We start from the raw sequence: 23129 nt of genomic DNA, 5'->3' as shown, positions 1-23129 counted from the left end.
CGTGGACGGACCGCCGCTCGAGCCCTGCGAGTCGCTCCCCTGGGACAGCCAGTTCTTCGGCTTTTCCGTCGCGAGGGTACGGTCTCGCGTGCTGGACCCGGTGATCGCCCGGGAGGTCGACGAATGGTGTTGCCGCCGAGGTGTGTCGTGCCTGTATTTCCTCGCGCGCGCAGACGACGGCGTGACAACCCGCACGGCCGAGGACGCGGGTTATCGGCTGGTCGATGTTCGAGTGACCTTGGAGCGTGAGACGACGGACGCCGATCAGGGCCGATTCGAACTGGCGGGGATGCGGCAGGCTCGGCCCGATGATGCTGGTGTCCTGGGCGAAACGGCGCGGGTGAGCTATCGCGACACCCGGTTCCACTACGACCCGAACATCCCGCTCGCCCAGAGCGACGCGCTCTATCAGCGCTGGATCGAGTTGAGCATCGAAGGCTACGCCGACGCCGTTTTCGTCACCGAGGACGAGCGGGGGGCCACGGGCTACGTCTCCTGCCACCTGAACGCCGCCGAACACTGCGGGACGATCGGTCTGGTCGGCGTCGTCGAGCGGGCCCGGGGCCGGAGCGTCGGCCGCCGCCTCGTGGAAGGCGCCTTGGGATGGTTCACGGTGAAGGGGATGCGAGGCGCCTCCGTGGTCACACAGGGGCGCAACGTGGCCGCGCAGCGACTCTACCAGCGTTGCGGCTTCGTCACGCGCAGCGTGGAACTCTACTATCACAAGTGGTATGTGCTGCAGAGGTCCAAACATGAGTAGCTACCGCATACCGTTCAACCGCTCGTCCCTTGTCGGCCGGGAGCAGCAGTACATCACCCAGGCAATGACCATCGGTCAGATCGCCGGAGACCAGCTTTTTTCCAAGCGGTGTCAGGCGTTCCTGGAGCAGGTGCTGGGCGTCCCCAAAGCCCTGCTGACCACCTCTTGCACGCATGCGCTGGAGATGTCCGCATTGCTGCTGAACATCCAGCCACCGGACGAGGTGATCGTTCCTTCCTTCACCTTCGTCTCGACGGTCAACGCCTTCGTGCTGCGCGGGGCTCGGCCGGTGTTCATCGACAGCCGACCGGATACCCTGAACCTCGACGAGCGCAAGCTGGAAGCGTTGATCACGCCGCGGACAAAGGCCATCGTCGTCGTTCACTACGCCGGCGTTGCGTGCGAAATGGATGTGATCCGCGCGATCGCCGATCGAAGGGCGATCCCGGTGGTGGAGGACAACGCACACGGCCTGTTCGCCAATTACAAGGGGCGTCGACTGGGAACGCTGGGGTGCCTCGCGACGCTGAGCTTCCACGAAACGAAGAACTTCACCTGCGGCGAGGGCGGCGCGCTGCTGATCAACGACCGGAGTCTCGTCGATCGGGCCGAGATCATCCGCGAGAAGGGCACGAATCGGAGTCGGTTCTTTCGCAAGCAGGTCGACAAGTACACTTGGGTCGACATCGGATCGAGCTACGTGATGTCCGACGTGCTGGCGGCGTTCCTGTACGGACAACTCGAGGCGTGGGAACAGATCCAGTGCAAGCGTCGCGCCGTGTGGGAGCGTTACCACGCGAATCTCGCCGATTGGGCGCGCAACTGGGGCGTCAGAACGCCGGTCGTGCCGCCGGAATGCGAGCAGAGCTACCACATGTATTACATCCTTCTTCCCTCGCTGGATGCGCGGTGCAGGTTGATCGACCACCTCGGCGAGAGGGGGATCCTGAGCGTATTCCACTTTCTGCCGCTGCACCTGTCGGAAATGGGTCTTCGCTTCGGCGGCCGGCCGGGTGACTGTCCCGTCGCAGAGGACGTCAGCGACCGGCTGCTACGACTCCCGTTCTACAACGAGCTCAGTCAGGCCGACCAGGATTCCGTGATCGAGGCGATCCGTGAGTTCCGCTGCGAGGGGTGAAGGCGAGACCGGGCGGGGGACGACGGAGCTGAACGTCCCGTGTCCGGCGGAGCGATTCGACGGTTTCACAGCCCGCTCGCCGCAGAGGCTCGGCGTTGCAGAAGGGTCGACGTCGCTGGCTTCGGAACTCGGTAGTCGCGGAAGTCCTCCGGGTTCCCAGATTTCCCGGCCTCGGCGGCTTTCACCAAGTTGTACGCCTCTCGGGCGGTCACATAGTGCAGCGTGATCCCGCGGGCGCGGCAGATCTCCTCGAGCGAGCGCAGCATCCCGTCCAGATCGTGATCCAGGATCACATCCTGGCTCTGAATCCCATGAGAGTAGACCTTGACGAAGACCCACTCCGGTCGTCCCTGCACGTGGATGTTCGCGCCGATCCAGCGGAGGATCCGGCCCGGGGTCGGTCTCGCCCACGCTTCGACGGCGGCGTAGTCCAGCCTCCACGTGATCCAGTTGAGACCGATCGGTCCCTCGAAGATCATGAGGCGATCCTCGATCGGCTTGCCGACCGTCACGTCCTCGCCAGTGTCGTAGGACTTGGGCGCGTCCGAATCCGTCGCGTAGTAGATTGAGTTGATCTTGCGTGGCTGTGAGACCGTGCCGATGGTGGAGAAGGTGAAATCCGCGTAGCAGCCGTGCTGAAAGAGTATGTCCAGCTCCCGCCTCACTCCGCACCTGGGCTGGGAGTCGTCCAAGGCCCAGACGCCGTGAATGAAGCCGAACTGAGTGCGAGGGTTCGGCCCGGCCGAGACCAGGGCGTCGTGGTGCTGAAACCAGCGAATCGCGTCGTCCAGCATGGCGGGGAATCTCTGCGAGTCCGAGCGCGGATGGTGCCAGTGCAGCTCGACCTCGCCGTAGCCTTCGGCGGCCGCTAGGCAGAGGCCGGCCAGCACCTGTTCCCGGTGCTCGTCATACGGATAGAACCAGCTGTAGCGAAAACGGTTCCCGTAGGAATCGTGGTGCCGTTCCGCGATGGCACGGAACCTGACGAGCCACCGCTCGCTCCTCGCTTCGGCCTCCTCGTCGCGGCCCGGCTCATAATGATCGACCATGAGGAAGACGACGTGTTTTCTCGCGTCCGCCACTGTCTCCTGACTCGCGAACAGCGAAGCGAGGTAGCTCGGAAACCAGACGGACGCTTTGTAGAACGTGAACGTGTAGACCGCCCGGACGACATAGAGGAAGACCAGGACCGCACCGATCACGGCCGCCATGCGAACCCACTTCTTCCGCCTCTCCGTCCATGCGCGCATGTCAGCTCCTTCCGTCACGGCTCTCGCGGAGTGGGTCCTTCACGGGCAGCTTCCCGATAGGCAGCCGCGAGGTGTCCGCCGATCAAGCTCCATGAATGGCTCGCGACGGCACGACGCCTTCCGCGACGAGCGGCGTCGCGGCGATCGGCTTGCCCGTGGATATGGCGTCCGGCGGCTTCGCGGAGGAGGTGGTAGCTCCTCTGCGGCGCCCCTTCTCGAGGCGGGTACGGGATGAAACGACCGATCCAGGGGACGCCCATCAGCCGACCCGCCTTCGGTCCCTGGGCATCCTCGCTGCCGGCGCGGGACCCGACGGGACTCCCATCAGGTTGACGAGGACCGCATCGTTCCGTACGGTCAGCCGGGTCGCGGAGATCAGCCCGACCAGCGACCACATCACGGGGTAGTAGTTGACCGTGAGGAACGCGCCCGCCACCAGGAAGGCGATCAGCGCCGCTTCCAGTCCTCGGCAGGCTCCCACGAGCGCTCTCGCCTCGAACGGCGGCTCCACACCCCTGTCCCGAAGCTCGCCGTCCTTTCCGATCAACTTTCGCGCGACCGTCGCCGTCGTCAGGAGGCAGCCGACCACGAGCCAAACCCAGATGGCGCTCCCGACCACGCCGCTCTCGGCCAGCAGCGTGAAATAAACGGAATGACAGACCCTTCCCCAGAGCGACGCGTGGCCGGAGCTCGGGTCCTCGTACTCGGGCAGCTGTCTTCCCAGATCTCCGCCACCCACACCCATCACGGGGTGGTCCAGAAAGACTTTCCACGCGATCCCCCACATGTAGAGCCGAGTCTCCCCGGTGTCACCGTACCGGGTCGCCGACTCGATGGTCCCCATCTCGTGGAACCAGGCCGGCGGGACAAGGGGATAGACGACGGCGAGGGCCACGGTGACCAGCAGCAGGGTCGACACCGGGCGACGGCTTCGCAGGATGACGCACAGGAGGACCGCGCACAGGGCGAGGAAGCCGCCTCGCGAGAAGCTGACGACGGCCGCCAGAATGTTCACCATCACGAGAGAGAAGCCCAACAGGCGTTGAAGCCGTGCTCCCGAGGTCATGCCGAGAAAGAACGCAAGGGGGATGACCGTGGCGACGAGCATGCAGAGATCGTTTTCGTCGACGAAGAGGCCCCCGACGCCCACTCCGCCGCGGAAGAGGCCCTGGATCCCCTGGTAGCTACCAACCAGGACGTAGGTCCAGATCGCCGCCCGCAAGCGCTGGACGTTGTGCAGCGCGACCATCATGACGAACGGTCCGGCCACCATCATCTGCAGCATGGCCTGGAACGCGTTGTACGCGTACCTGGGGTTGATCGCGAAAGGGACGTCCACGGCCATGACGAGGAGGAACGCCAGCACGAGCCAGGCTTCACGCGGCAACCTGAGCTTCGGACGGACGAGGATCACGACCGCGCCGATGATGGTTATCCACAACCCCGGCATGAGATACTCGAGGAAGTGGAGGTAGAACTGCGGCTTCCCGTAGTCCAAGATCAAGTACGCGATGACCACCCAGGTGCCGACGCCAAGCGCTCGGGCCGGCGGCGGAACGCTCGGCGCCCGAGGTCGGGGAGCTTCTCTCGGGTCCCGCGGCAGCGTTCTCAAGGGGGCGCACCCTCACCCCGGCGCACGACCCTGCCGAGCAGTTTCGACAGGAGGGTCCGCTCGTCCTTCAGCAGGAACCCGGGAAGCGCGAGGAGGGCCGCGGCGAGAACCGCGAGGAGGACCCCTTTTAGCGCCAGCGAGCCGGCGATGGCGCGCTGCGGCACGATGCCGGCCAGCGCCTGCGCCACGAGGACTCCCGCCACCATTGCCATCAAACGCCGCCACTCGTAGCGGATCGGGTAGAGCCGGTACGCGACGAAGCAACCCGCCGCGACCTGGAAGAAGAGGGCCGCCACCGTCGCCCAGGCCGCCCCCATCATGCCCATTCGGGGGATGAGGAGGAAGTTGAGCCCGATGTTGATGGCCATCGTCCCCGCGTAGATGACCGGCAGCCACACGGTTCTCTTCTTGAGGAGGATACCCACCTGGACCATGGGGTCCAGCGTGAGGAAGACCGTGGCCCAGGCGACGATCGGCACGATGGCCGCCGCGCGCGCGTATTCCGGAGCGGCCATGAGCGCGACGATCTCCCTCGCCGAGATCGAGAGCACCGCGCAGACCGCGAGGAGCGCGCCGGAATAGTAGGTCATGACCCTGGCGTACGTGGCCTGCGCGTTGGGTTCCTTGGCGATCTCGAACGCCTGCGCCTTCCACACCAGGCCGAACGGGGTCCCGACCAGGAACCCTCCGATCATCCCGAGCTTGTACCCCAGAGCGTAGATGCCGACGGTGCCCATGTCGGTGAACACCCTGAGGAAGTAGCGATCCGAGAAGTTCACGGTAAACGCCATGAGCCCGGTGGGGATGAAGGGAAGGCAATACACGAACATCTGCCGGATGAGCGCGAAGTCGGCCCTGAATCCCCCGGCGCGAACGAAGCCGGCCATGAGGACGACGACGAGGAGCACGGCCGAGATCAACGTCGACAGCAGGATCCCGCGGACGCCCATCGCGAGGCCCACGAGGAAGACGACGTTCAGCGTGAGGCTGACCGCGGTGGAGGACAGCGAGTACACCACGTAGGCCACCGGCCGGGCCTCCACCCTGAAGAAGCCGAGCAGGAGCTGGCCGATCTCGTTGGCGAAGACCCCCAGCACCAGCAGCACCACGAGCGGAGCCAGCTCGGTCTTCCCCCCCGAGATCCGGGCGATCCACGGCGACGCTGCCAGCAGGCCGGCCGTGACGGCGCCTCCCATCACGACCACCGTCATGATGGCGTTGGCCTTCACGCGCCGCTGCGCGTCGGCGCCTTCCACGTCAGAGTGGAAGCGGTACACCGCCTGGAGCATCCCGAATCCGATGAAGAACGCGGCGATGAACCCCGTCAGCTCGAGGATCTCGAGTAGGCCGTATTCCTCGGGATTCATGTAGCGGGTGTACACCGGGATCATGAAGAACCCGATGCCCCGCTTGAGGAGCAGGCCACCCCCGTAGACGATGGTCTGCTTGGAGAGCGACTTGAGGTGGTGCCACACGGGTGTACTCGCCCTCTATCGGCCGGAGCGCGCCTCGAGACAGCGACGATAGATCGCGTCGTACGCGTTCACCATGGAGGCGACGCGGAATCGCTGCTCGTAGCGGCGGCGCCCGGCCTTCCCCATCCTGCGCATCGCGTCCCGGTCTACCAGGAGCCGGACGACCTCCTCCGCGACCGTGGCCGGATCCCGCCCTTCGATGAGCTTCCCGGTCACGCCGTCCTCGACCATTTCCGGGACGCCTCCGACGGCCGTCGAGACGATCGGGAGCGACACCGCCATGGCTTCCAGCGCCGCGATCGGCATGCCTTCGAAATTCGAGGTCATCACGAACAGGTCGAAGGCCGCCATGAGCCGCGGCACGTCCTTCCGAACCCCGGTCATGAGGATTTTACCTTCGAGGCCGAGCCGGCCGATCTGCCACCGGACCTCGGGCTCCTTCGACCCCCCCCCGACGATCACCGCCCGAGCGGACGGAATGCGGGCGAGGATGCGAGGCATCGCGGCCACGAGCAGGTCGTGCCCCTTCTGCCACTCGACGCGGGACGCCATTCCGATCACCGGTGTCTCGTCGTCGAAGCCGAGCGAGGCGCGCACGTCCCGCCGATCCGCCTCGCCGGGGACGAAGGGCAGATCGCAGCCGTTGTACACCACTTCGATGCGCGCAGCGGGAATCCCCTCGAAGCGCGCCAGCTCACCCCGTGTGTGGTTGGAGACGGCGCAAAAGGCGTCGGTCAGTCCGCTCATCCACCGCTCCGCGATCATGTAACGGCGTCGGTCGGGATATCGTCTCGAGTGATCGGTGTGGACGAGCACCGGGACCCCGGCCGCGCGCGCCGCCAGCGCCGAGTCGAGCAACGCTGCCGTGTTCTGAGTGTGTACGATATCAGGGCGGTGCTCCCTCAGGAATCGGAAGATCCTCGCGGGACGGAGCCAGTGGTCCGCGCGCCGGCGGACGGGTCGATGGAACACGGGGACGCCGTCGGCTTCGAGTTCCGCGCCGAGAAGACCCTTGACATGGGTGCAGTAGACCGCAACGTCGTAGCGCAACGGATCGAGGCACCGGCACAGATCGGCCACGACCCTTTCCATCCCGCCGACTCCCATGCCGTAGGCGATCTGCACGAGACGTATCCTCCTCCCGTCCATCAGGACACCTCTCTCACCGGTGGCCCCGCTCGCGCCGGCGACGCGGAGCTCGGTGTCCACGAGGGGCGCCGGCGCGATGCATCAGCTCAGCCGTTCCGCCGCGGAAGGGTGGGGTGCCGATCGCAGGATCTCCAGCAGCCGCGCCTCGGACGGGCGGTCCGTGACGTTGTGATTGGCTCCCGCCAGGACCCTGAGATCGAGGTTCTCGGGACCGCCGGCGCCCCGAGCGCTCGAAGGGAAGTGCGTCCGGAAGAGACCGAGGAGACGGTCGTGCTCCGAGAAGACGAACACGGGGCGGCCACCCGCCGAGCGGAAGCCCGCAATCGCGCGCACGAGGGGCATGATGGTCTGTGGGTGAAGCGGCCGCTCGTCGCCGCCGGATCCCGTGCGACCCCGCGAGCCGGTCATCCGCCCCGCGAGCGCCGCGATGACGCGCCCGACGGCGCGGTAGTCCGAGCGAAAGGTGAGGAACCGGATCAAGGAGCCTGGGTCCACGAGCTTGTGGCGCAGGATCTTCACCTCGTCACGAACCGCCTCGTCCGACAGGGCCACCCCTTCGCCCACGCCCAGATGCAGCACGGGGGTTCCGAGCAGGACGACGTGGCGCACCTGGCTCGTCGTCTCGCAAGCGGCTAGGGCCGCGTTGACCGCGCCGCCGCAGAGCCCGAAGAGCACCGTCTCCCGGTGACCGCGACCCGCGAGCCAGTTGAGCGCCGCCGCCGCGCTGGAGACCATGGCGCCTTCGTTGATCTCGCGGTAGTAATCGACGACCGGACGCCCCTGGTTGCCTTGGTCGTCGCCCTCGCTCTCTCCGATGCTCCGGGCGTCGAGCCGCAGGACGTGGTGCCCCTCCGCCGCCAAGGCGGCGGCAAGCCTCGCGTAAAGACCGTGGGGACCCGATCGATCATTCGGCCCCGGGTTCAGGAACAGGAAGGCCGTCCCGTCGCCACGCAACGAATGCCAGGTCGCGACCAGTCGGCCGCTGCCGGTCGCTATGGAGGCGACCCTCGACCCTCCGCCGCTCGCGTCGTCCAGCGGGAACGGTCCCGACCATTTCACCGCCTGGACATCGTCCAATCTCGCCTCGACCGCGCGGAACAGCTCGGAGGGGTGTGGGCCGAGGATCGGACGTTCGCTCCAGAAGGTGGGGATTCCCCGCGGGACTCCTGCCTCCTGCCCGGCCGGCCGGCTGATCCAGAGCGCCGACAGCGCAGCGATCCGCTGCTGGACGCCGGCCTGCTCGAGCCGTTCCAGCGATTCCAGGAAGCCCCTCGAGAGGTGGAACCCGTTGCAGCTCACGTTCGTGCCCGAGCGCACCCGCTCGAGGAGCTGCTTCCGGTTGACAATCACCTTCTTTTGGACGGCGAACTGATTCGCCAGGTTCTTCCGGAGCATGTCGTCGATGTAGGTCGGGATGGAGTCCACGGGCTCCACGGCCACGATCGGCCCGACGACGCCGGCCGTCGCGGCGGCATGGTGCGCGGCCACCGTGGCGCCCAGGCGGAAACCCACGAGCGACGGCGCCACTCCCGACCACGAGCGGGTGCGCTCCACGACGGCCGCGAGGTCCTCCAGCCTGGAGCCGACGTCGGTCGCCTCGAAGGGGCCGTCGCTCTCGCCCTGCCCTCGGAAGTCGAAACGGACGACCGGATGCCCCACGCGCGCAAGTGAGCGCGCGAGATTGACCATCGTCCGCTGGGACCAGGTCCGCTCTTCGCCATCCGCCGGAACGACCACCACCGGCCTCTTCCTTCCCCCGCCCTCCGGAGTGTACTGGCGCACGTACACGGAGCAGCCGTCCGGCATCGCCAGGTACCCCGAGATCTCGTCCACGCCGGGTGCCCGCATCATGGGCTCACGGGCGCGGGCGGTGAGAGGAACGCACGCCCGCGCTCACCGCAGCACGCTCCGCTCCACGGGAGCCACGGGCGCAACAGCCTTGAGCGCGTCCTCGAGCACCGGCCTCAGCGCCTGCGCCATGCGGTCGTAGATCTTCTCGTTGCCATGCAGCCCGTCGCTCGACCCCGCGGCGGGAAGCGCGCCGTCCGGATCGGCGACCGCCGAGTAGTAGTCCACGACGCGATAACCCCCGCTCCTCGCGACCTGCCGCATCGCGTCGTTGATCTTCCGGATCTGGTCGTTGGTCCCGGGCTGCTGCTTCTCGAGCGCGGCGCTGATGGGGGTGGTGGTCGCGAGAATCGGCTCGACCCCGTGGATCCTCGCCAGCTCCGCCATGCTCGCGTAACTGTCGATCACGGCCCGGGCGGGCATCCCGTAGGTGGCGTTCACGGCGCATCCCTCGATGACGACGGCTCTCGGGTGAAGATCCAAGACGTCCTGCCGGAACCGGAGCAGGTACTGCGGAACGGCCTGGCCGCCGACCCCCCGGTTCGCGATCCGAAGTCCCGGGAACCACCGCTTCAGGTCCCCCCAGTCCTGAGTGTGGGAGGCGCCGAGGAACACCGCGTCGAGGCGATGCCCGGACACCGCCAGCTCCGCGTCTGCCGCCGAGTGCTCGGCGATGCCCCCGAAGTCCTGATAGAGAGCTTTGTAGCTCTTGAATCCCTGGCGCCACCCCAACGCCTTCCAAGCGAGCAGCGCGCCCCCGCACGCGCCCGCGACGAGCAGCGCGGTGAGAATCACGACGAGCCGTTGCATGGTCTCACCTCTTCTTCTTCTTCTTCTTCTTCTTCTTCTTCTGCGGTGCCGGAGCACCCGGCTCAGTCGGCCGGTCGTCCCAGGTCCGCGAACGGAAGGGCCCGTGGCCCTCCGAGACTCTCGATCACTCGCGACACGGGGCCGAACGGGAACTCGCGGAGAAGCCCCCCCACCCGTTCCGCGGTCCGCGCCAGGTTCACCCGATGCCGGAGGTTCCTGATGAGGCCGGCCGCCACGGTCGGCTGGTCCGGGTCCAACTCCCAGGGATGCACGTAAACCACCGCGGGCCTCTTCTTCCGCAGGTTGATCCGTCGGATGGCTGCCCGGGTCCAGGACAGCGGGTAGAGGCGCAGGTACCCCCCGCCCGCGCAGGGCAGGGTCACGCCGAAGATCCGCACGGTGGACGGCGGGAGTTCCACGAAGTCCGGGCGGCCACGGAGAGGCCGGTACGGACCGGGTGGGGCACCCGCGATCCCGTAGCGATCGTGGCGGATCGGGTAGACGCTGCTGTCGATCGTGATCCCCTCCTCGGCCATGACGTCGAGAGCCCAGAGGCTGCGCCGAGTCACCGAGAAGCTGGGCGCGCGATAGAGCACGCAGGCCTTGCCCGTCGCGTCCTGGATCGCCTGGCGGGCCCGCTTCAGGTCCCTGCGGAACGCGTCGGGCGACATGTCGTAGACGAGACGGTGCTCGTCGCTGTGGCAGCCGATCTCGTGGCCCGCGTCCGAGATGGTGCGGACCAGGTCCGGCCGCTCGCGGGCCAGCCAACCGAGAACGTAGAACGTCCCGTGGACCTCGGCGACGGCGGCGAGACGGAGAAGCGTCCGAAGCCCCGCTTCCAGGCGCAGCGGAGCCTTCCCCCAGGCTTCGCGAGGGAACACGCTGTCGAACGCGGAGACCTGAAAGTAGTCCTCCACGTCGACGCTGAAGGCGTTGAGCATCTCGCCGGCCACGCAACTACTCCCGGGCGCCCGCGAGACGCGAGGTCGCGATCGGCCCCCCGGGGTCGGGGCGCCGGCGAATCAGCGCGCCGACGGAGTCCACGTGACGATCCGGTCCCCGCGCACGTAGCGAGCCCACGCGACGAGAATGGCCAGATTGACCTCGACGAAGTAACGCAGCGCGCGCGCGAAGGGGAGCCACGCGAGTCTCGGAAACGACGCTACGAGCCCGGCGGCCAGGTAGCCCGCCGCCTGGAGCGCGAAGGCCACGGCGAAGAACGCCGAGCGGGGGCCAAGGACGCCGCTCGCGGCCAGCGTTGCCAGCATCGCGAACGGCACGACCCAGCGCACGAGCTTGTGCGAGACAAGCTGCCACGAAAACAACCCGAATCGGAACGGGTTGAGGAGCCCACGCTCCGCGAAGAGCACGGTGAGCCCCCTCACGACCGTCCGTACCTTGCGTCCGAACTCGGACGTCCTCGCCCCCACGTCCCGGTAGTAACCGACGGCCGCCTCGTCCACCACCGCGCGGTAGCCGAGGCGCGCGGCGACGAGGGCGATACGGAAATCGCTTGCGAGACGGTCGGAGAAGCCGGCGCAAACCTCCCGACGCGCGGCGAAGAACGAGCCGCTGAGGCCGACGATCGACCCCACCCGCGACTCGAGCCGCCGGAGCGACATCTCGTATCCCACGTACCCTCTCTCGCCTCCCACAGGTCCCCGCGCGGGATCCAGCAGACGGTCCTCCGAGCTGACGCAGCCCACCGACGGATCGGCGAAGCTCCGAACGATCGCGGCGATCCCACCCCGGTCCAGGAGCGTGCCGACGTCCGTGAACACGAGAACCTCTCCGCGGGACGCGGCGATCGCCGCCTTCTGAGCCCGCTCCTTCCCGCCGCGAATCTCCTGGCGCACGAGGCGAACGCCCCGCGCGGCGAACTGGTCTTCCACGAGGCGCCCGGTCCCATCGCCGGAGCCGTCGTCGGCCACCACGATCTCGAGGCGGTCCGGCGGATACTCCTGGGACAGCAGGTTCTCCAGCTTCGCGCCGATCTGGCCCACGGCGTCATGGGCCGTCACGATGACCGAAACCCGGGGGCGAACGTCGGAGCGCGCGACGGGGCGTGGCCAGCTCGCGGCGAGAACGCGCAGCAGGGCCGCGTAGCCGACGTACGCGTACGCGATCCAGCCCACGGAGATCCAGAACAACCACCTCACGGCTCGGGCCCCCCATCCCGCCCTCATCGCGACGGGTACGGGCTAGACGGTTTCCTCCCGCTTCTCCTTCATCCCGTCGCGTTCGGAGGCGTACCGATGCCTCTCGAGCCAGTTCATCAGGTCGGACCTCTTGTAACGCAGCGCGGCGGTCTTCCCCTCGCCCAGGCGGTACGCCGGGATGCTCTCCGTCGCCGTCAGCTCCCACAACTTGGTTCTCCCTATCTTCAAGAGGCCTCGAGCCTCCCGACTTGTCAGGATCTCCTCGTCCCAGTGCCTGAGGTCCTTCATCGGTATCCTCGATTCCATCCCAACGCGGGATCAGGAGGCGCGGTCGCGCGCGGTGTCGCCGGGCGACTCCGAAGGGTCCGGGCCGCGCGCCTTCGCGCCCGCCTTCCCGCGTGCCGCCGTCCAGGCCCGCAAGAGCCCGACGGCAGTCGCCGACGGATCGTGGCGAAGCTTGGGACCCGACGCGAGGAGATTCCCGCGCACGACGGTCCTGTCCGGTTCCGAGCGCTCTGGCCACGAGAGCGGGAACGCTCCCTCGGTCAGGTAGCGGAGCCGCGTCGCCTCGTCGATGACGCCCTCGTGAACGAGGACCGCGTCGATCAACCGCCCCCCCGCGACGTCCTCGATGATCGCCGCCTGGTTCGTGAGGTCGAGGCCGGATCCTTCGCCGCGCTCGCTGACCAGGTTCGCAACCAGCACGGTGACCGCCTTCGTCGCCCGCGCCGCCGCCGCCACGCGCGCGAGCAGGAGGTTGGGAAGGAGGCTGGTGTAGAGGCTGCCCGGACCCAGAACCACCAGGTCCGCGCCGAGGAGGGCCTCGACGACACCCGGCGTCGGCAGGGCGTCGTGCGGCCGGAGCCGGATGGCCCGTACTCTCTTGCCGCTGGATCCGATCGCCGACTCGCCGATCGCCCTGGAGCCGTCCGCGAACTCCGCCTCCAGGACGACGTCCTGGAGGGTGACGGGGAGGATCCGTCCGGCGGTGCGCAGCACGCGGCTGGACACCTCGACCGCGTTCAGGAAGCTGCCAGTCATCTCGGCGAGCGCCGCGAGGATCAGGTTCCCGACGGTGTGCCCCCCGATGTCCTCGGTCCCGTCGTACCGGTGTTGGAACAGCCCGGCCAGAAGGTCCTCGTCGCACGAGAGGGCGACGAGGCAGTTGCGGAGATCGCCCGGCGGGGGAAGGCCGCGGCTCCGTCGCAGCCGACCCGAGCTGCCGCCGTCGTCGGTCATGGCCACCACGGCGGTCAGGTCCGACATCAGGCCGCTCTGCACGAACGGGCGGAGGCCCCGTAGCACCGCCGGCAACCCGGTGCCGCCGCCGAGGGCGACCACTCTCCGAGGCCCCTCCTCGCGGGCCCCCCGTTCCCGGCGTCGCTGCCCGCTCATGGCTTCTTCCCTTCGCCATCCCGGTTGTAGTAGGTGTGGTAGTACCGGCCGTAATGATGGCCGCGATCCGCCAGATTGGCCGTCACGTCATTGAGAACCACGCCGAGGATTCGGGTGGACGTGACGGTCGAGGCCGCCTGGGCGAACACCAGTTTCGGCGTCCGCCCGGAACGAACGACGAGCAGGACCCCGTCGGCGTATCGGGCCACGACGTCCGCGTCGGTGAACGGGACGATCGGCGGCGTGTCGATGATGACCCGCCGGTAGCGCTTCCGCAGCGCCGCGACGATCGTGCGGCAAGCGTCCGACGCCAGCAGTTCGACGGGGTCCTCCGGAGGGTGGCCCGCGGGCAGCATCTCGAGTGTCGTGTCCTTGAAGCGCATCACGGTATGTTCCAAGTCCGCGCGGCCCGACAGGAGGTCCGAGAGGCCCAAGCTCGGCGGAGGGCTCACCCATTTCTCCTGGGTCGGACGCCTCAGGTCGGCGTCCACGATGAGGGTCTCGGTATTCCTGTCCGAGGCGAATGCCAGCGCGAGGTTGAGCGCCACCAGCGACTTTCCCTCCTGCGGCGTCGAGCTGGTCACCACGATGACCTGCGCGGCGCCGTCCGGATCGTTCTCGAGAAGGGTCTTGAGCCGGCGGAACTTCTCCGCGGCGATCGAACGGGAGGCGCCGCGGACGACGATCTCGGGGCTTTCGATCAGTTGCCTCGCGATGATCCGCGAGAGCGGCACGCCCTCGGCGACCTTCATCGGGCGGCTCGGAGACTCCGCGCCTTCACCGGCGGGGGCCGGCCTCGGGGGGGGCGTCCTGAAAGAGAACTTCATCGCGACCCGTCACCAGCCCGGGCCGAAAAGGCCCATCGTGAGCGCCAGCACCGCCACCGCGGCGACGGAGGTGACGACGTTCCGGATCCTCCGGTTCCAGGCCGCGCGCAGGACATCCCGGGTGACCAGCCTGGGAATGGCCACCAGCACCGGAACATCCGCGACGCTCCGCAGGCCCGCCTCGGAAGAGACCACCGGAGCCAGAAAGGCGTGGAGGACGATCGGCCCGACGAACAAGGCGAGCCCCGCGAGGAGACCGGCAGCGTACACCAGGAAGGGCAATGGACGTACCGGGAGCGCAGGGGGCGCCGCCCGCTCGATCACCTCGAATCGCTCTCCCTTCTGCGTCGACTCGATCTTCTGCGAGCCCTTGGCCTCCTCGAGCTTCGTCTGGTAGTCCTTGTAGCGTTCCCGCAAGACGTCGAGACCCTTGGAAAGGTCCGCCAGTTGCTGCTCGACGCGCGGCGTGGCTTCGATCCTGCGCTTGTACGTCTCGATCTCATCCCGAAGGCGACCCTGATCGGCCTCGAGCCTCGCCACTTCTCGCTCCGCCGCCTGGATCTGGAGCCCGATCGGCGTCGCGAATCTCGTGCCCGTCCCGTCCCCAGACCCGGCGGCGGGGGAGCGGGCCGCTCCCGCGCCTCCCGCGATGAAGTCCTCCAGCTCGCGCTTCTTGGCCTTGACGTCCGGATGGTCGTCGCGGTATCGAGCGCGGAGCGCTTCGTATTCCCGCTTGAGCTGGGACAAACGGGCGGTGTACGGATCCAGGATCGCTCCGCCGCCGACATCCGAGGTCGCGGCGATCGCGGATTGCGCCTCCTGGGACTTCAGCGTCTGCAGCCGATCCCTGGCCAGTCCGAGGTCCCGGATCAGCGCCGACAGGTCCTGCTGTCGCCCCTGGAGGAGCTGAACGTTGGCCTCGAAGTGAGCCTGCGTGTCGTAGGGGTGCTGCTCTTTGAACTTCGCGACCGCGAGTTCCTGAATCTTCAACTGGTCGAGAACGTCGTTGGCCAGCGATTCAAGCGTTCGCGTGGTCCCCTCCGCCTGCGCCGCGCGGAAGGTCACATTGCGCTCGATATAGAAATCCGCGAGGGTGTTGACCACCCGCGCCGCCCTGTCGGGCGTCCTGTCCCGGTAGGTCAGCCGGAATACCCCTCCCGACCGGCCGCCCGCCCGCTCGTTCTCCATGACCGTGACCTCGATCCGCGATCGCATGGACCGGATCGTGCGCTCCATTTCCTCGGCGTCTGCGACGGTCCCCATCGTCCCCTGGACGAGCTTCGTGAGGTACGGCCGGCTCAGCACCGCCTCCCGCAGAGAGGCCAAACGCATCGACATGTCGTCGGTCACGGTGCTCTTCACGAATTCCTGAGGAATCTGCTGGGGCGCCACGAAGATCGTGGTGCTCGCCTCGTAAGTCTTCGGGAGGTAGTGCAAAGCGGTCACCGCCCCCGCTAGACCCAGCGAGACGCCCGCGATGACGACCCACCACGAGAGGAGGACCCGGTCGGCGAGCTCCAGGAGCACGGCGTTGGTGGCGACGGGCATCAGTGCGCCCTCCCCGCGACATCCTCCGAACCCCGTGGGTACCAGGTGAGTCCGACCGTCATGCTGGTGAACGAGCCGTTCGATTCCGCCAGATCGCCTCCGGACTGTTTCACGTAGTCTCCCCCGAAGCGGAGCCCGATGATCGCTTTCGGGAGCCACTCGAAGGTCCCCCCGCCTCCGAGGCTCGTGAGCGCGGGCGCGGCGGCCGCGTTCGGCTCGCGCCGCGCCCAGCGTGTCGAGGCCTGCCACCTCCACCGCCGTTCCTCGCCTCCTCCGGCGGAGAGGCTGAGCGTGTTGTCCGTCGAGGTTCCCCGGAGTGCCCCGCCGGACGATGGACCGCGGTCCACCGAGAGCGCCAGGTAGGAACGGCGAAAGGTCCCGTGCATCGTCACCCCCCCCTGCACTCCTCCCGAAACTCCTCCGCCGGCGGAGGCGACGGCGTCGGGAGCCTCCAGGGTTCGGCGGAACCCGCCGAGCCGCACGGCAAGGGAGACGCGGCGAGACAGGGTTCGATCGACGTCCAACCCCAGCATGTGGACGTTTTCGTTGCCGCTCGCTGCGAGCTCGAATCGCCGGAACCGATATTCCAGTCCGGCGTGGACGTCGCGGGAGATCACTCGCGAAGGGGAGACGCTGAACTCGTACTCGTTCCGGTCCTCGAGCTCCCCCGACGGCGCCGCCTCGCCGAGGCCGGAGATGCGAGTGTACGCCATCCGGGCGCCCCGCAAGCCGCTGGCCCACTGCCAGCGCGCCCCTGCCTGCTTTCGCCAGGAGAATTCGCCAGTGTAGTAGTCCCGGTTCGTTCGGGAAGCGAGGAAGTAGTCGGAGGATCCGAGGCCGCCGGTCACGCCCTGAACCTGCGTCCTCTCGTACCCGAGACCGAAGCCGAGCGCGGAGCCGCGACCCGGCTCGGTCGTCGCCAGCAAGCGGAGCCGGTGTTCCGCGTGGTCGAGGACGGAGAGGTCGCGGTACTTCTCGTACGAGGGTCGGTAGCCGAGTTCCAGCGAGCCCCGCTCCCCCACTCTTCGGAGCGGGAGATCGACGGCGAGCCGACTTGTCCAGTCGGAGACGGGGCCCTCGGTGCCCGCCACGTAGAGCACGTTGTCCGAGCGCGTTTCCTCGAGCATCACGGCAGGATGGAACGACGTGACGGCCGCGTGGCACGGCTCGACGGCGAGCCCGAGCAGAAGGAGCACCGTCGGCGGGAGCTTTCGCGTGGCCGTCACTCTCATCGGGAGACCTCGCGTCGCGGCTCGGCCAGGGGATCCCCCGTCGAGGTCAGTCGACGAGGACCGTGTCGCCGGGCTTCAGGAACACGTTCGACTGGGCAGGGTCGCCGGCGAGGAGTTTCTTGTAGTCGATCCGGATCCTGCGCTCGCCCCCCCCCTCCTCCCGGAGGATCGTGATTTCCTTCTTCGAATACTGGGTAATTCCCCCCGCGGAAGCGATCACCTGGAGGATACGGGCCGGGCGGAACAGGTTGATCGGCCCCTGGCGGGTCACCTCGCCGAGGACATAGACCCGGAAACTGTTGATCTCCTCGACGCTGACGGTGACGTTCGGCTCGCGGATGTAGTTCGAGAGGCGGCGGGTGATCTCCTGTCGGACCTGCTCCGGGGTGAGCCCCTCGACCTTGATGTCGTTCACGAGCGGCACGGTGATCTTCCCGTCCGGCCGGACGCGGGCTCGAAGGTCGAGGGCGGTCTCCCCCCAGACCGATACGCGAAGCACGTCCTCGATCCCGATCCCGTAGTCCAGCCTGTCGTCGGTCGGAGGGGGCTCGGCGGGAGACTGCGCGATGGCGATCGTCGCAATGAACCAGATATACATGCCGATCGCCGAGAGCTTCATCTCTCCGCCCCCCGGGCTACTCGAATTCCGGAAAGCCCACAGCGCCAGTCGCCCAGTACTCTGGATACAAAGCTATAGAGTAGACGGAACCGAGTCAAGGAGCAAATCCGAACAAACCCGGCAAGGCGCGGGCACCTGTCTGAAGGGCGAACAATCCTCTACGCCTCCGACTGTTGGACTGCGGAAAATGGCGCTTCCCAAGTATTTCGACATTTCTTAATTAAATAAATTAGACAAATAGAATCTCTTTATCCGAGTTGCCTCCAAATTGTTGCTACTTCTCATTGACAGGACCCGATGTGCTCCGTACCCTTTGCACAGTCTCCAGCGATGAGACGAAAAACAAATTCGGGGTGCGGGATCGTTGGGGGGGCTGCACTCGGAGGCACAATGATCGCCCGCAACGAATTCAGCTCTCCATCCGACGAGCCGGCCCAACCGCGAAGGGGTCTGTGGTTGCGAACATGACACTCCTTCGCCTCACGCGGCCGCGTCAGATCGTCTCCTTCGCCCTCGAAGGGGGGCTGACCTTCGTCGTTCTGTACGCGCTCGCCGCCGCGACGACGGCGGTGGTGCGCGGGCTGAACTGGCCCATTCCGGCCTCGCAGATCGCTGCACTCAGTCTGCTCTTCGTCGCCTGCGTCGCGATCACGCGAGGTACCCGAGCCGGCGACGAGAGCAACCTCCGCCGCGAGGTCGCGTTGGCGTCGATCGTTTCGCTGTCGCTGGGGCTTGTCGCGTTCATGCTCGACTGGGCGTACCGCGGGACCCCGCAAGCCGTCACAGGGTTCCTCATGCTGGAGGGAGCCATCGCGGTCCCGGCGGTGGTGGCCTGCTGGCGATGGACCGCGGCAAGGCTCAACGTCCTCGACGGGTGGCGCGAGCGGGTCCTCGTCCTCGGCACGGGCGACAGTGCGCGGCGCCTATGCCATTGGATCTCGCACCACCTCGCCGCCGACTACGTGGTCGTGGGGTTTGCCGACGAAACCGACACGCGCGTCGGCCAGGTGCTCTCCATGGGCGTGAGGATCCAGACGAACTACGACGCGCTGACCCGCTACTGCCCGCATCACGCCGACCGGATCCTCGTCGCCCTCGACGAGAAGCGGGGAAAGCTTCCCCTCGAGCCGCTGATGGAGCTGCGCCTCGCCGGGCTCGAGATCGAGGACGTCACGTCGTTCATCGAGCGGACCAGCGGTAAGCTGGCCGTCGAGACGATGCTCCCGTCGTGGCTGATCTTCTCCGACGGGTTCAAGATCTCCCCGTTGCGCCTCGCCGGCAAGCGTCTTCTCGACGTGGTTTTCTCGCTGTTCCTGCTCGTCGTGAGCCTGCCCGTCGCCCTCCTGATGGCGATCCTGATCCGGCTGGACAGCCGCGGTCCGGTGCTCTACCGGCAGCGCCGGATGGGGAGTGGCGGACGGGAGTTCGTGCTCCTCAAGTTCCGGTCGATGGTCCAGGATGCCGAGGGGCGAAGCGGGCCGACCTGGGCTCGCGCCCACGACCCCCGGGTCACCCGGGTGGGACGGATCCTCCGGAAGCTCAGGATCGACGAGACCCCGCAACTGCTCAACGTCCTCCGGGGCGAGATGAGCTTCGTGGGGCCGCGTCCGGAGCGGAAACACTTCGTCGAGCAGCTCGAGCGCCGGATACCCTACTATCGCCTGCGGATGGCGGTGCGGCCCGGGATCACCGGTTGGGCGCAGGTTCAGTACCAGTACGCCGCGTCCGAGGAAGATGCTCTGGAAAAGCTGAAGTACGACCTGTACTACATCAAGAACTGCAACGCGCTGTTCGACCTGTGGATCGCCCTAAAGACCGTCAAAGTCGTGCTCCTGGGCGTCGGCGCGCGCTGACGCGCTTCGGCGCTCCTCACTCCGCCCTGATCGGTCCCTTCGGAGCGCTGTAGACTGCCCTGGCGACCGCGGGGGGGGGCGCGTCGCAACGCGGGGGAGGTCGATCCCTTGCACGAGGTCGAGTTCGGCTGGCTCGAGGGCAATGCCCGCGTGCGGTCCGACGACGCGGCCTTCGCCACCCTCGTCAGGCGACTCTGGGACGCGGTGCCGGCTCCCGGCGGTCCGCTCCGGGAGTACGAAGTGGCGCTCGACTCGCCACACGCCGCTACGTTCAGGGGTCCCGGCGGCTCGCGGCCGCTCGACCGGCGCCATCCCGTCTTCCACGCCTACAACCTGCTCATGCGGGACCTCCTGGGCTCGGTGGGCGGCCACTTCGTGTTCCACGCGTCCGCGCTCGGAAGCGGCGGACGGGCGCTCCTCATCGCCGGGCCGTCGAACTTCGGGAAGACGACGCTCGCGGTCCACCTCGCGCTGAAGGGATACTCCCTGCTCGCAGACGATCTCACGGTGGTGGAGCGCGAGACGGGACGCCTGATCCCGCTGCCGCGGTCGATGAATCTCCGACCGGGATCCCGGACCCCGCTCAACCCCGCGCAGCTCGAGACGGTCACGAGGACCGCGCGCGCCGCCGACGGCGACAGGTGGGCCGTGGCCCCCGGCACACTCCGCCCGCCGGGGGGCGCCCCCGCTCGCGTCGCAGGCGTGATCCTTCTCCGCTCGGAGGGGGAGGGAATCTCGATACGGAGGTTTCGCTCCCACGAGATCTGGCTCCTGGAGGGACACGAGCACGCGGTCGACGAGATACGGGGGCTTCCCGGCGTGAGGCGGGTCCTCGTCGAGACCAGTTCGCCGGAGGTGTTGCGGGTCGACACGGAGGACTCCGCGCACCTCGCGCTCTGGCTCCGCGAGCGTCGGGACGACGTCGTCGCCGCGATCAAGCTGCCGGAGCGGCCGCCCGACTTTTCCGGACGCTCGAAGGTGGTTCCGGTCGGACCGTTCCAGGCCGCGCTCGAACTCGCGCAGGAGATGCTCAATCGGCAGGACGGAAGTGCCCTCGAGAGAGAGTTCCGGGGCCGCGAAACCCACCTGGTCGCGGAGATCGCCGGACTCCTCGAGGAGGCGCGGTGCCTCGCGCTCTGGCCCGGTCGCCCCGAGGAGGCCCTCGAGTTCCTGTGCGGCGTCCTGGACGGACCCGGCGCCTGAAACCGACGCGGAGGGAAGGAACCATGGTGCCCGAAGACGCCCCACCCCGACCCATCGGAACCCACCATGAAAAGGACCTCTCGGGCGAGTGCCTCTCTTACGACCACGCCGGCGACCAGGCAAACGTCCTGAACGGGTTGGCCCGGGAGATCTACCTGCTCTGCGACGGAACTCGAACGACGGGCGCGATCGCGCGGCTTCTCCCGGAGCGGTTCGACGTGGACGAGGCGGCTGCCCGTCGCGATGTCGCGGCCGCGGTCGGCGAGCTGGTGGAAGAGGGGCTTCTGACAGTCTAGGCGCTGATCGACTCGTTCCGGCCCGCCTCGTTCAGCAGGCGGAGGACCTCCAGCCGGAAATGTTCCAGTTGAAGCGGCTTGATCAGGCAGAGGTCCGCTCCCGCGTCGTACATGCGCCGGATGACGTCCTGCTCGGGGAACGCGGTGATCGCGAGGATCTTGATGGTCTTCGTCTCGGGATTCTGGCGGATCGAGCGGCAAAGCGACAAGCCGTCGACACGCGGCATTCTGACGTCCATCACGATCAGGTCCGGGCGAAGGCTCCCGATCTTGATTCCCGCGTCGTACCCGTCCACGGCCTCTTCGATTCTAAGCCCCGGCTCAAGTTCTCCCAGGACACGGCGCACGATCTCGCGGATGTCCGCTTCGTCGTCGACCACGAGGACCGTGCGACTCTTCTGGGCCCCCTTGAAGAACGCCTCGTCGATCGGGATGTCGAACTTCTGGAGAAAGGCCCGGAAATCGTCCATCGCGACCCGGTAATGTCCCCCAGGAGTGGAGAAGGCACGAAGCTTCCCGGACTTTATCCACTTCAGCACGCCGTCGTTGGTCACGGCGCAGTAACGGGCGACCTCGGAGGTCGTGAAGAAGCGTCGGCCGTTTTCGGTTTCGCTGCCCATGGCGCGTTCCTCGCTTGCGTGTTTCCGCCTTATCGGCTCTTTCGTGACAGAATATAAAGATGCCGTATTGAATATGCAACTTGAGCAATATTAGTGTGCATATGCGTGTTCTTGCATCGGTGAAATCCGTTGACGGAGGCCAAGGCGGATGGTAGTATCCGCGGTTGTTTCGCGGAGCGGCTCTCTGCCCGCCGGATCGACCGGAACGGACCGTAGCTCAGCTGGATAGAGCGACTGGCTACGAACCAGTAGGTCGGGGGTTCGAATCCCTCCGGTCCGACCAGGTCGGTAGGGGGGTTGTGTCGGCCGTTCCGGGGGCGGGGCCCGGGGGACGGGATGCACGAGCGGTTCATGGAGATCGCGCTCGAGGAAGCCGCTCGAGCGCGTCGTGACGGCGAGGTACCCGTCGGGGCGGTCGTGGTCCTGTCCGACGCGGTGATCGGGACCGGCCACAACGCGGTGGCGGCCCTCACCGACCCCTCGGCGCACGCCGAGGTCCTGGCGATGCGAGTCGCGGCCTCGCACCTCGAGAACTACCGCCTTATCGGGGCAACGCTGTACTGCACCGTCGAGCCCTGTCTGATGTGTCTCGGCACGGCGATGCACGCGAGGATCGCCCGAGTGGTCTACGGCGCGCCCGATCTCAAGGTGGGAGGCATCGGCCGCTTGGCGGCGCTCAGGGCCGCCGGAGCCGATTTCAACCACCGCTTCGAGTCGATCGGCGGTGTGTTGGCCGACCGCGCGGCGGAGCTTCTCCTCGACTTCTTTCACGAGAAGCGCGCCGCGACGAAGATGCAGGGAGTGATGACCGCATTGGGAGGATCCGGAGAGGTACCGAAGTGGTCGTAACGGGGGCGCCTCGAAAGCGCTTTGTCTCCGTGAGGAGGCACGTGGGTTCGAATCCCACCCTCTCCGCCAGCGCGGCACGAATCGGGGGTGCGCGGCCGGCATGGCCGCACAGACCACATTAGGCGACTCTCGACGTTCGGAACGGCCGCGGAGAGATGACCGAGTGGCTGAAGGTGCACGCTTGGAAAGCGTGTGTACGGGTAACCGTACCGTGGGTTCGAATCCCACTCTCTCCGCCAAGACCAAGGCGTCCGGTCCCCCGCATCGTGCGGCGCCGGACCCGAATTTGCGGGGCCCGAGCCCTGTGCACTGCGGTTCCGTGAACCCCGCCAGGCCCGGAAGGGAGCAACGGTAAGCGGTCCGCCGCAGGTGCCGCAGGTCTACTTGGGCCCCATCAGAGGAGTCGGGGGCCCGAGGGCGGGAGTTCGTGGGCGGGTGCGGACGCGGTCGCGCCCGGCCCGGGACTTCCGGCCCTCGGCTTTCGGC

General features: G+C 67.4%; 21 protein-coding genes, 3 tRNA genes and 1 other RNA gene. 10 read left to right on the top strand and 15 right to left on the bottom strand.

What is annotated here, in order from left to right:
- The first annotated feature begins 1 nt into the window (after position 1).
- Together LAO51_05735 and rffA are read left to right on the top strand one after the other, a co-directional pair.
- Positions 2–760 carry a GNAT family N-acetyltransferase gene (locus tag LAO51_05735; GenBank protein ID MBZ5638244.1) on the top strand — a complete coding sequence of 253 codons (759 nt, stop codon included), beginning with the start codon at positions 2–4 and terminating at the stop codon, positions 758–760.
- The gene (gene rffA, locus LAO51_05730) at positions 753–1898 is read left to right on the top strand and encodes a dTDP-4-amino-4,6-dideoxygalactose transaminase (GenBank protein ID MBZ5638243.1); all 1146 of its coding nucleotides are present in this window, start codon (positions 753–755) and stop codon (positions 1896–1898) included. Before LAO51_05735 ends, rffA begins: the two co-directional genes overlap by 8 nt.
- 65 nt (positions 1899–1963) lie before the next feature.
- Here the strand turns inward: rffA and LAO51_05725 are convergent, their stop codons facing one another.
- The 14 genes from LAO51_05725 to LAO51_05660 form a co-directional block, all read right to left on the bottom strand.
- The gene (locus tag LAO51_05725) at positions 1964–3148 is read right to left on the bottom strand and encodes a hypothetical protein (protein MBZ5638242.1); all 1185 of its coding nucleotides are present in this window, start codon (positions 3146–3148) and stop codon (positions 1964–1966) included.
- A gap of 259 nt (positions 3149–3407) precedes the next feature.
- Positions 3408–4760, bottom strand: a complete 1353-nt coding sequence (locus LAO51_05720) for an O-antigen ligase family protein (protein ID MBZ5638241.1) — start codon at positions 4758–4760, stop codon at positions 3408–3410.
- On the bottom strand, positions 4757–6235 hold the full coding sequence (locus LAO51_05715; GenBank protein ID MBZ5638240.1) for an oligosaccharide flippase family protein: 1479 nt from the start codon (positions 6233–6235) through the stop codon (positions 4757–4759). The genes LAO51_05720 and LAO51_05715 overlap by 4 nt, the downstream gene beginning before the upstream one ends.
- Before the next feature lie 15 nt (positions 6236–6250).
- On the bottom strand, positions 6251–7444 hold the full coding sequence (locus LAO51_05710) for a glycosyltransferase (protein MBZ5638239.1): 1194 nt from the start codon (positions 7442–7444) through the stop codon (positions 6251–6253).
- 21 nt (positions 7445–7465) lie between these two features.
- On the bottom strand, positions 7466–9232 hold the full coding sequence (locus LAO51_05705) for an alpha/beta fold hydrolase (protein ID MBZ5638238.1): 1767 nt from the start codon (positions 9230–9232) through the stop codon (positions 7466–7468).
- Positions 9233–9277: 45 nt separating this feature from the next.
- Positions 9278–10042: a hypothetical protein gene (locus LAO51_05700; GenBank protein MBZ5638237.1), complete on the bottom strand. Its 765-nt coding sequence runs from the start codon at positions 10040–10042 to the stop codon at positions 9278–9280.
- Between the two features lie 62 nt (positions 10043–10104).
- On the bottom strand, positions 10105–10995 hold the full coding sequence (locus LAO51_05695) for a DUF3473 domain-containing protein (protein ID MBZ5638236.1): 891 nt from the start codon (positions 10993–10995) through the stop codon (positions 10105–10107).
- Between the two features lie 69 nt (positions 10996–11064).
- Complete coding sequence (locus tag LAO51_05690; GenBank protein MBZ5638235.1) at positions 11065–12228, bottom strand: glycosyltransferase; 1164 nt, start codon at positions 12226–12228, stop codon at positions 11065–11067.
- Between the two features lie 15 nt (positions 12229–12243).
- A complete protein-coding gene (locus LAO51_05685; protein MBZ5638234.1) occupies positions 12244–12489 on the bottom strand; it encodes a helix-turn-helix domain-containing protein in 246 nt (81 codons plus the stop codon).
- 30 nt (positions 12490–12519) lie between these two features.
- Entirely contained in the window at positions 12520–13596 is a 1077-nt protein-coding gene (gene yvcK / locus LAO51_05680) for a uridine diphosphate-N-acetylglucosamine-binding protein YvcK (GenBank protein ID MBZ5638233.1), read from the bottom strand.
- Positions 13593–14348 (bottom strand): CpsD/CapB family tyrosine-protein kinase, encoded by a 756-nt coding sequence (locus tag LAO51_05675; protein MBZ5638232.1) that lies wholly within the window; start codon positions 14346–14348, stop codon positions 13593–13595. Before LAO51_05675 ends, yvcK begins: the two co-directional genes overlap by 4 nt.
- 84 nt (positions 14349–14432) lie before the next feature.
- Positions 14433–15971: a hypothetical protein gene (locus LAO51_05670; protein MBZ5638231.1), complete on the bottom strand. Its 1539-nt coding sequence runs from the start codon at positions 15969–15971 to the stop codon at positions 14433–14435.
- Complete coding sequence (locus LAO51_05665; GenBank protein ID MBZ5638230.1) at positions 15971–17203, bottom strand: hypothetical protein; 1233 nt, start codon at positions 17201–17203, stop codon at positions 15971–15973. Before LAO51_05665 ends, LAO51_05670 begins: the two co-directional genes overlap by 1 nt.
- Before the next feature lie 46 nt (positions 17204–17249).
- Positions 17250–17822, bottom strand: coding sequence for a polysaccharide biosynthesis/export family protein (locus tag LAO51_05660; protein MBZ5638229.1), 573 nt, complete (start codon positions 17820–17822; stop codon positions 17250–17252).
- A gap of 464 nt (positions 17823–18286) precedes the next feature.
- Between LAO51_05660 and LAO51_05655 the strand changes: the two genes are divergently transcribed.
- The 3 genes from LAO51_05655 (at position 18287) to LAO51_05645 (ending at position 21174) form a co-directional block, all read left to right on the top strand.
- Entirely contained in the window at positions 18287–19675 is a 1389-nt protein-coding gene (locus LAO51_05655) for a TIGR03013 family PEP-CTERM/XrtA system glycosyltransferase (GenBank protein MBZ5638228.1), read from the top strand.
- A 108-nt stretch (positions 19676–19783) separates the two neighbouring features.
- Positions 19784–20878, top strand: coding sequence for a hypothetical protein (locus LAO51_05650; GenBank protein MBZ5638227.1), 1095 nt, complete (start codon positions 19784–19786; stop codon positions 20876–20878).
- 23 nt (positions 20879–20901) lie between these two features.
- Complete coding sequence (locus tag LAO51_05645; GenBank protein ID MBZ5638226.1) at positions 20902–21174, top strand: PqqD family protein; 273 nt, start codon at positions 20902–20904, stop codon at positions 21172–21174.
- On the opposite strand, the gene LAO51_05640 is transcribed toward LAO51_05645, so the two are convergent.
- A complete protein-coding gene (locus tag LAO51_05640; protein ID MBZ5638225.1) occupies positions 21171–21794 on the bottom strand; it encodes a response regulator in 624 nt (207 codons plus the stop codon). The two genes, LAO51_05645 and LAO51_05640, sit on opposite strands and share 4 nt — an antisense overlap.
- Positions 21795–22000: 206 nt before the next feature.
- Between LAO51_05640 and LAO51_05635 the strand changes: the two genes are divergently transcribed.
- The 5 genes from LAO51_05635 to ffs all read left to right on the top strand — a co-directional run bounded on the left by LAO51_05635 (position 22001) and on the right by ffs (position 23036).
- Positions 22001–22077: transfer RNA gene (locus LAO51_05635), tRNA-Arg, on the top strand.
- A gap of 53 nt (positions 22078–22130) precedes the next feature.
- On the top strand, positions 22131–22643 hold the full coding sequence (gene tadA, locus LAO51_05630; protein MBZ5638224.1) for a tRNA adenosine(34) deaminase TadA: 513 nt from the start codon (positions 22131–22133) through the stop codon (positions 22641–22643).
- Positions 22620–22712 (top strand) — tRNA-Ser (locus LAO51_05625). Before tadA ends, LAO51_05625 begins: the two co-directional genes overlap by 24 nt.
- Before the next feature lie 80 nt (positions 22713–22792).
- Positions 22793–22882: transfer RNA gene (locus LAO51_05620), tRNA-Ser, on the top strand.
- 54 nt (positions 22883–22936) lie between these two features.
- Positions 22937–23036: signal recognition particle sRNA small type (gene ffs / locus LAO51_05615), an RNA gene on the top strand.
- Positions 23037–23129: the final 93 nt, after the last annotated feature.

This window comes from Terriglobia bacterium (genome assembly GCA_020073205.1).
Lineage (GTDB): Bacteria > Acidobacteriota > Polarisedimenticolia > Polarisedimenticolales > JAIQFR01 > JAIQFR01.
The sequence above is the reverse complement of the archived record's forward strand: the minus strand, read 5'-3'. Positions and strand labels throughout refer to the sequence as shown.

Coding starts and splice junctions, on each gene's coding strand:
- rffA (MBZ5638243.1), top strand. CDS start 753: ATGAGTAGCTACCGCATACCGTTCAACCGCTCGTCCCTTGTCGGCCGG.
- LAO51_05725 (MBZ5638242.1), bottom strand. CDS start 3,148: ATGCGCGCATGGACGGAGAGGCGGAAGAAGTGGGTTCGCATGGCGGCC.
- LAO51_05705 (MBZ5638238.1), bottom strand. CDS start 9,232: ATGCGGGCACCCGGCGTGGACGAGATCTCGGGGTACCTGGCGATGCCG.
- LAO51_05700 (MBZ5638237.1), bottom strand. CDS start 10,042: ATGCAACGGCTCGTCGTGATTCTCACCGCGCTGCTCGTCGCGGGCGCG.
- LAO51_05690 (MBZ5638235.1), bottom strand. CDS start 12,228: ATGAGGGCGGGATGGGGGGCCCGAGCCGTGAGGTGGTTGTTCTGGATC.
- LAO51_05685 (MBZ5638234.1), bottom strand. CDS start 12,489: ATGAAGGACCTCAGGCACTGGGACGAGGAGATCCTGACAAGTCGGGAG.
- yvcK (MBZ5638233.1), bottom strand. CDS start 13,596: ATGAGCGGGCAGCGACGCCGGGAACGGGGGGCCCGCGAGGAGGGGCCT.
- LAO51_05675 (MBZ5638232.1), bottom strand. CDS start 14,348: ATGAAGGTCGCCGAGGGCGTGCCGCTCTCGCGGATCATCGCGAGGCAA.
- LAO51_05670 (MBZ5638231.1), bottom strand. CDS start 15,971: ATGCCCGTCGCCACCAACGCCGTGCTCCTGGAGCTCGCCGACCGGGTC.
- LAO51_05665 (MBZ5638230.1), bottom strand. CDS start 17,203: ATGAGAGTGACGGCCACGCGAAAGCTCCCGCCGACGGTGCTCCTTCTG.
- LAO51_05660 (MBZ5638229.1), bottom strand. CDS start 17,822: ATGAAGCTCTCGGCGATCGGCATGTATATCTGGTTCATTGCGACGATC.
- LAO51_05655 (MBZ5638228.1), top strand. CDS start 18,287: ATGACACTCCTTCGCCTCACGCGGCCGCGTCAGATCGTCTCCTTCGCC.
- LAO51_05645 (MBZ5638226.1), top strand. CDS start 20,902: ATGGTGCCCGAAGACGCCCCACCCCGACCCATCGGAACCCACCATGAA.
- LAO51_05640 (MBZ5638225.1), bottom strand. CDS start 21,794: ATGGGCAGCGAAACCGAAAACGGCCGACGCTTCTTCACGACCTCCGAG.
- tadA (MBZ5638224.1), top strand. CDS start 22,131: ATGCACGAGCGGTTCATGGAGATCGCGCTCGAGGAAGCCGCTCGAGCG.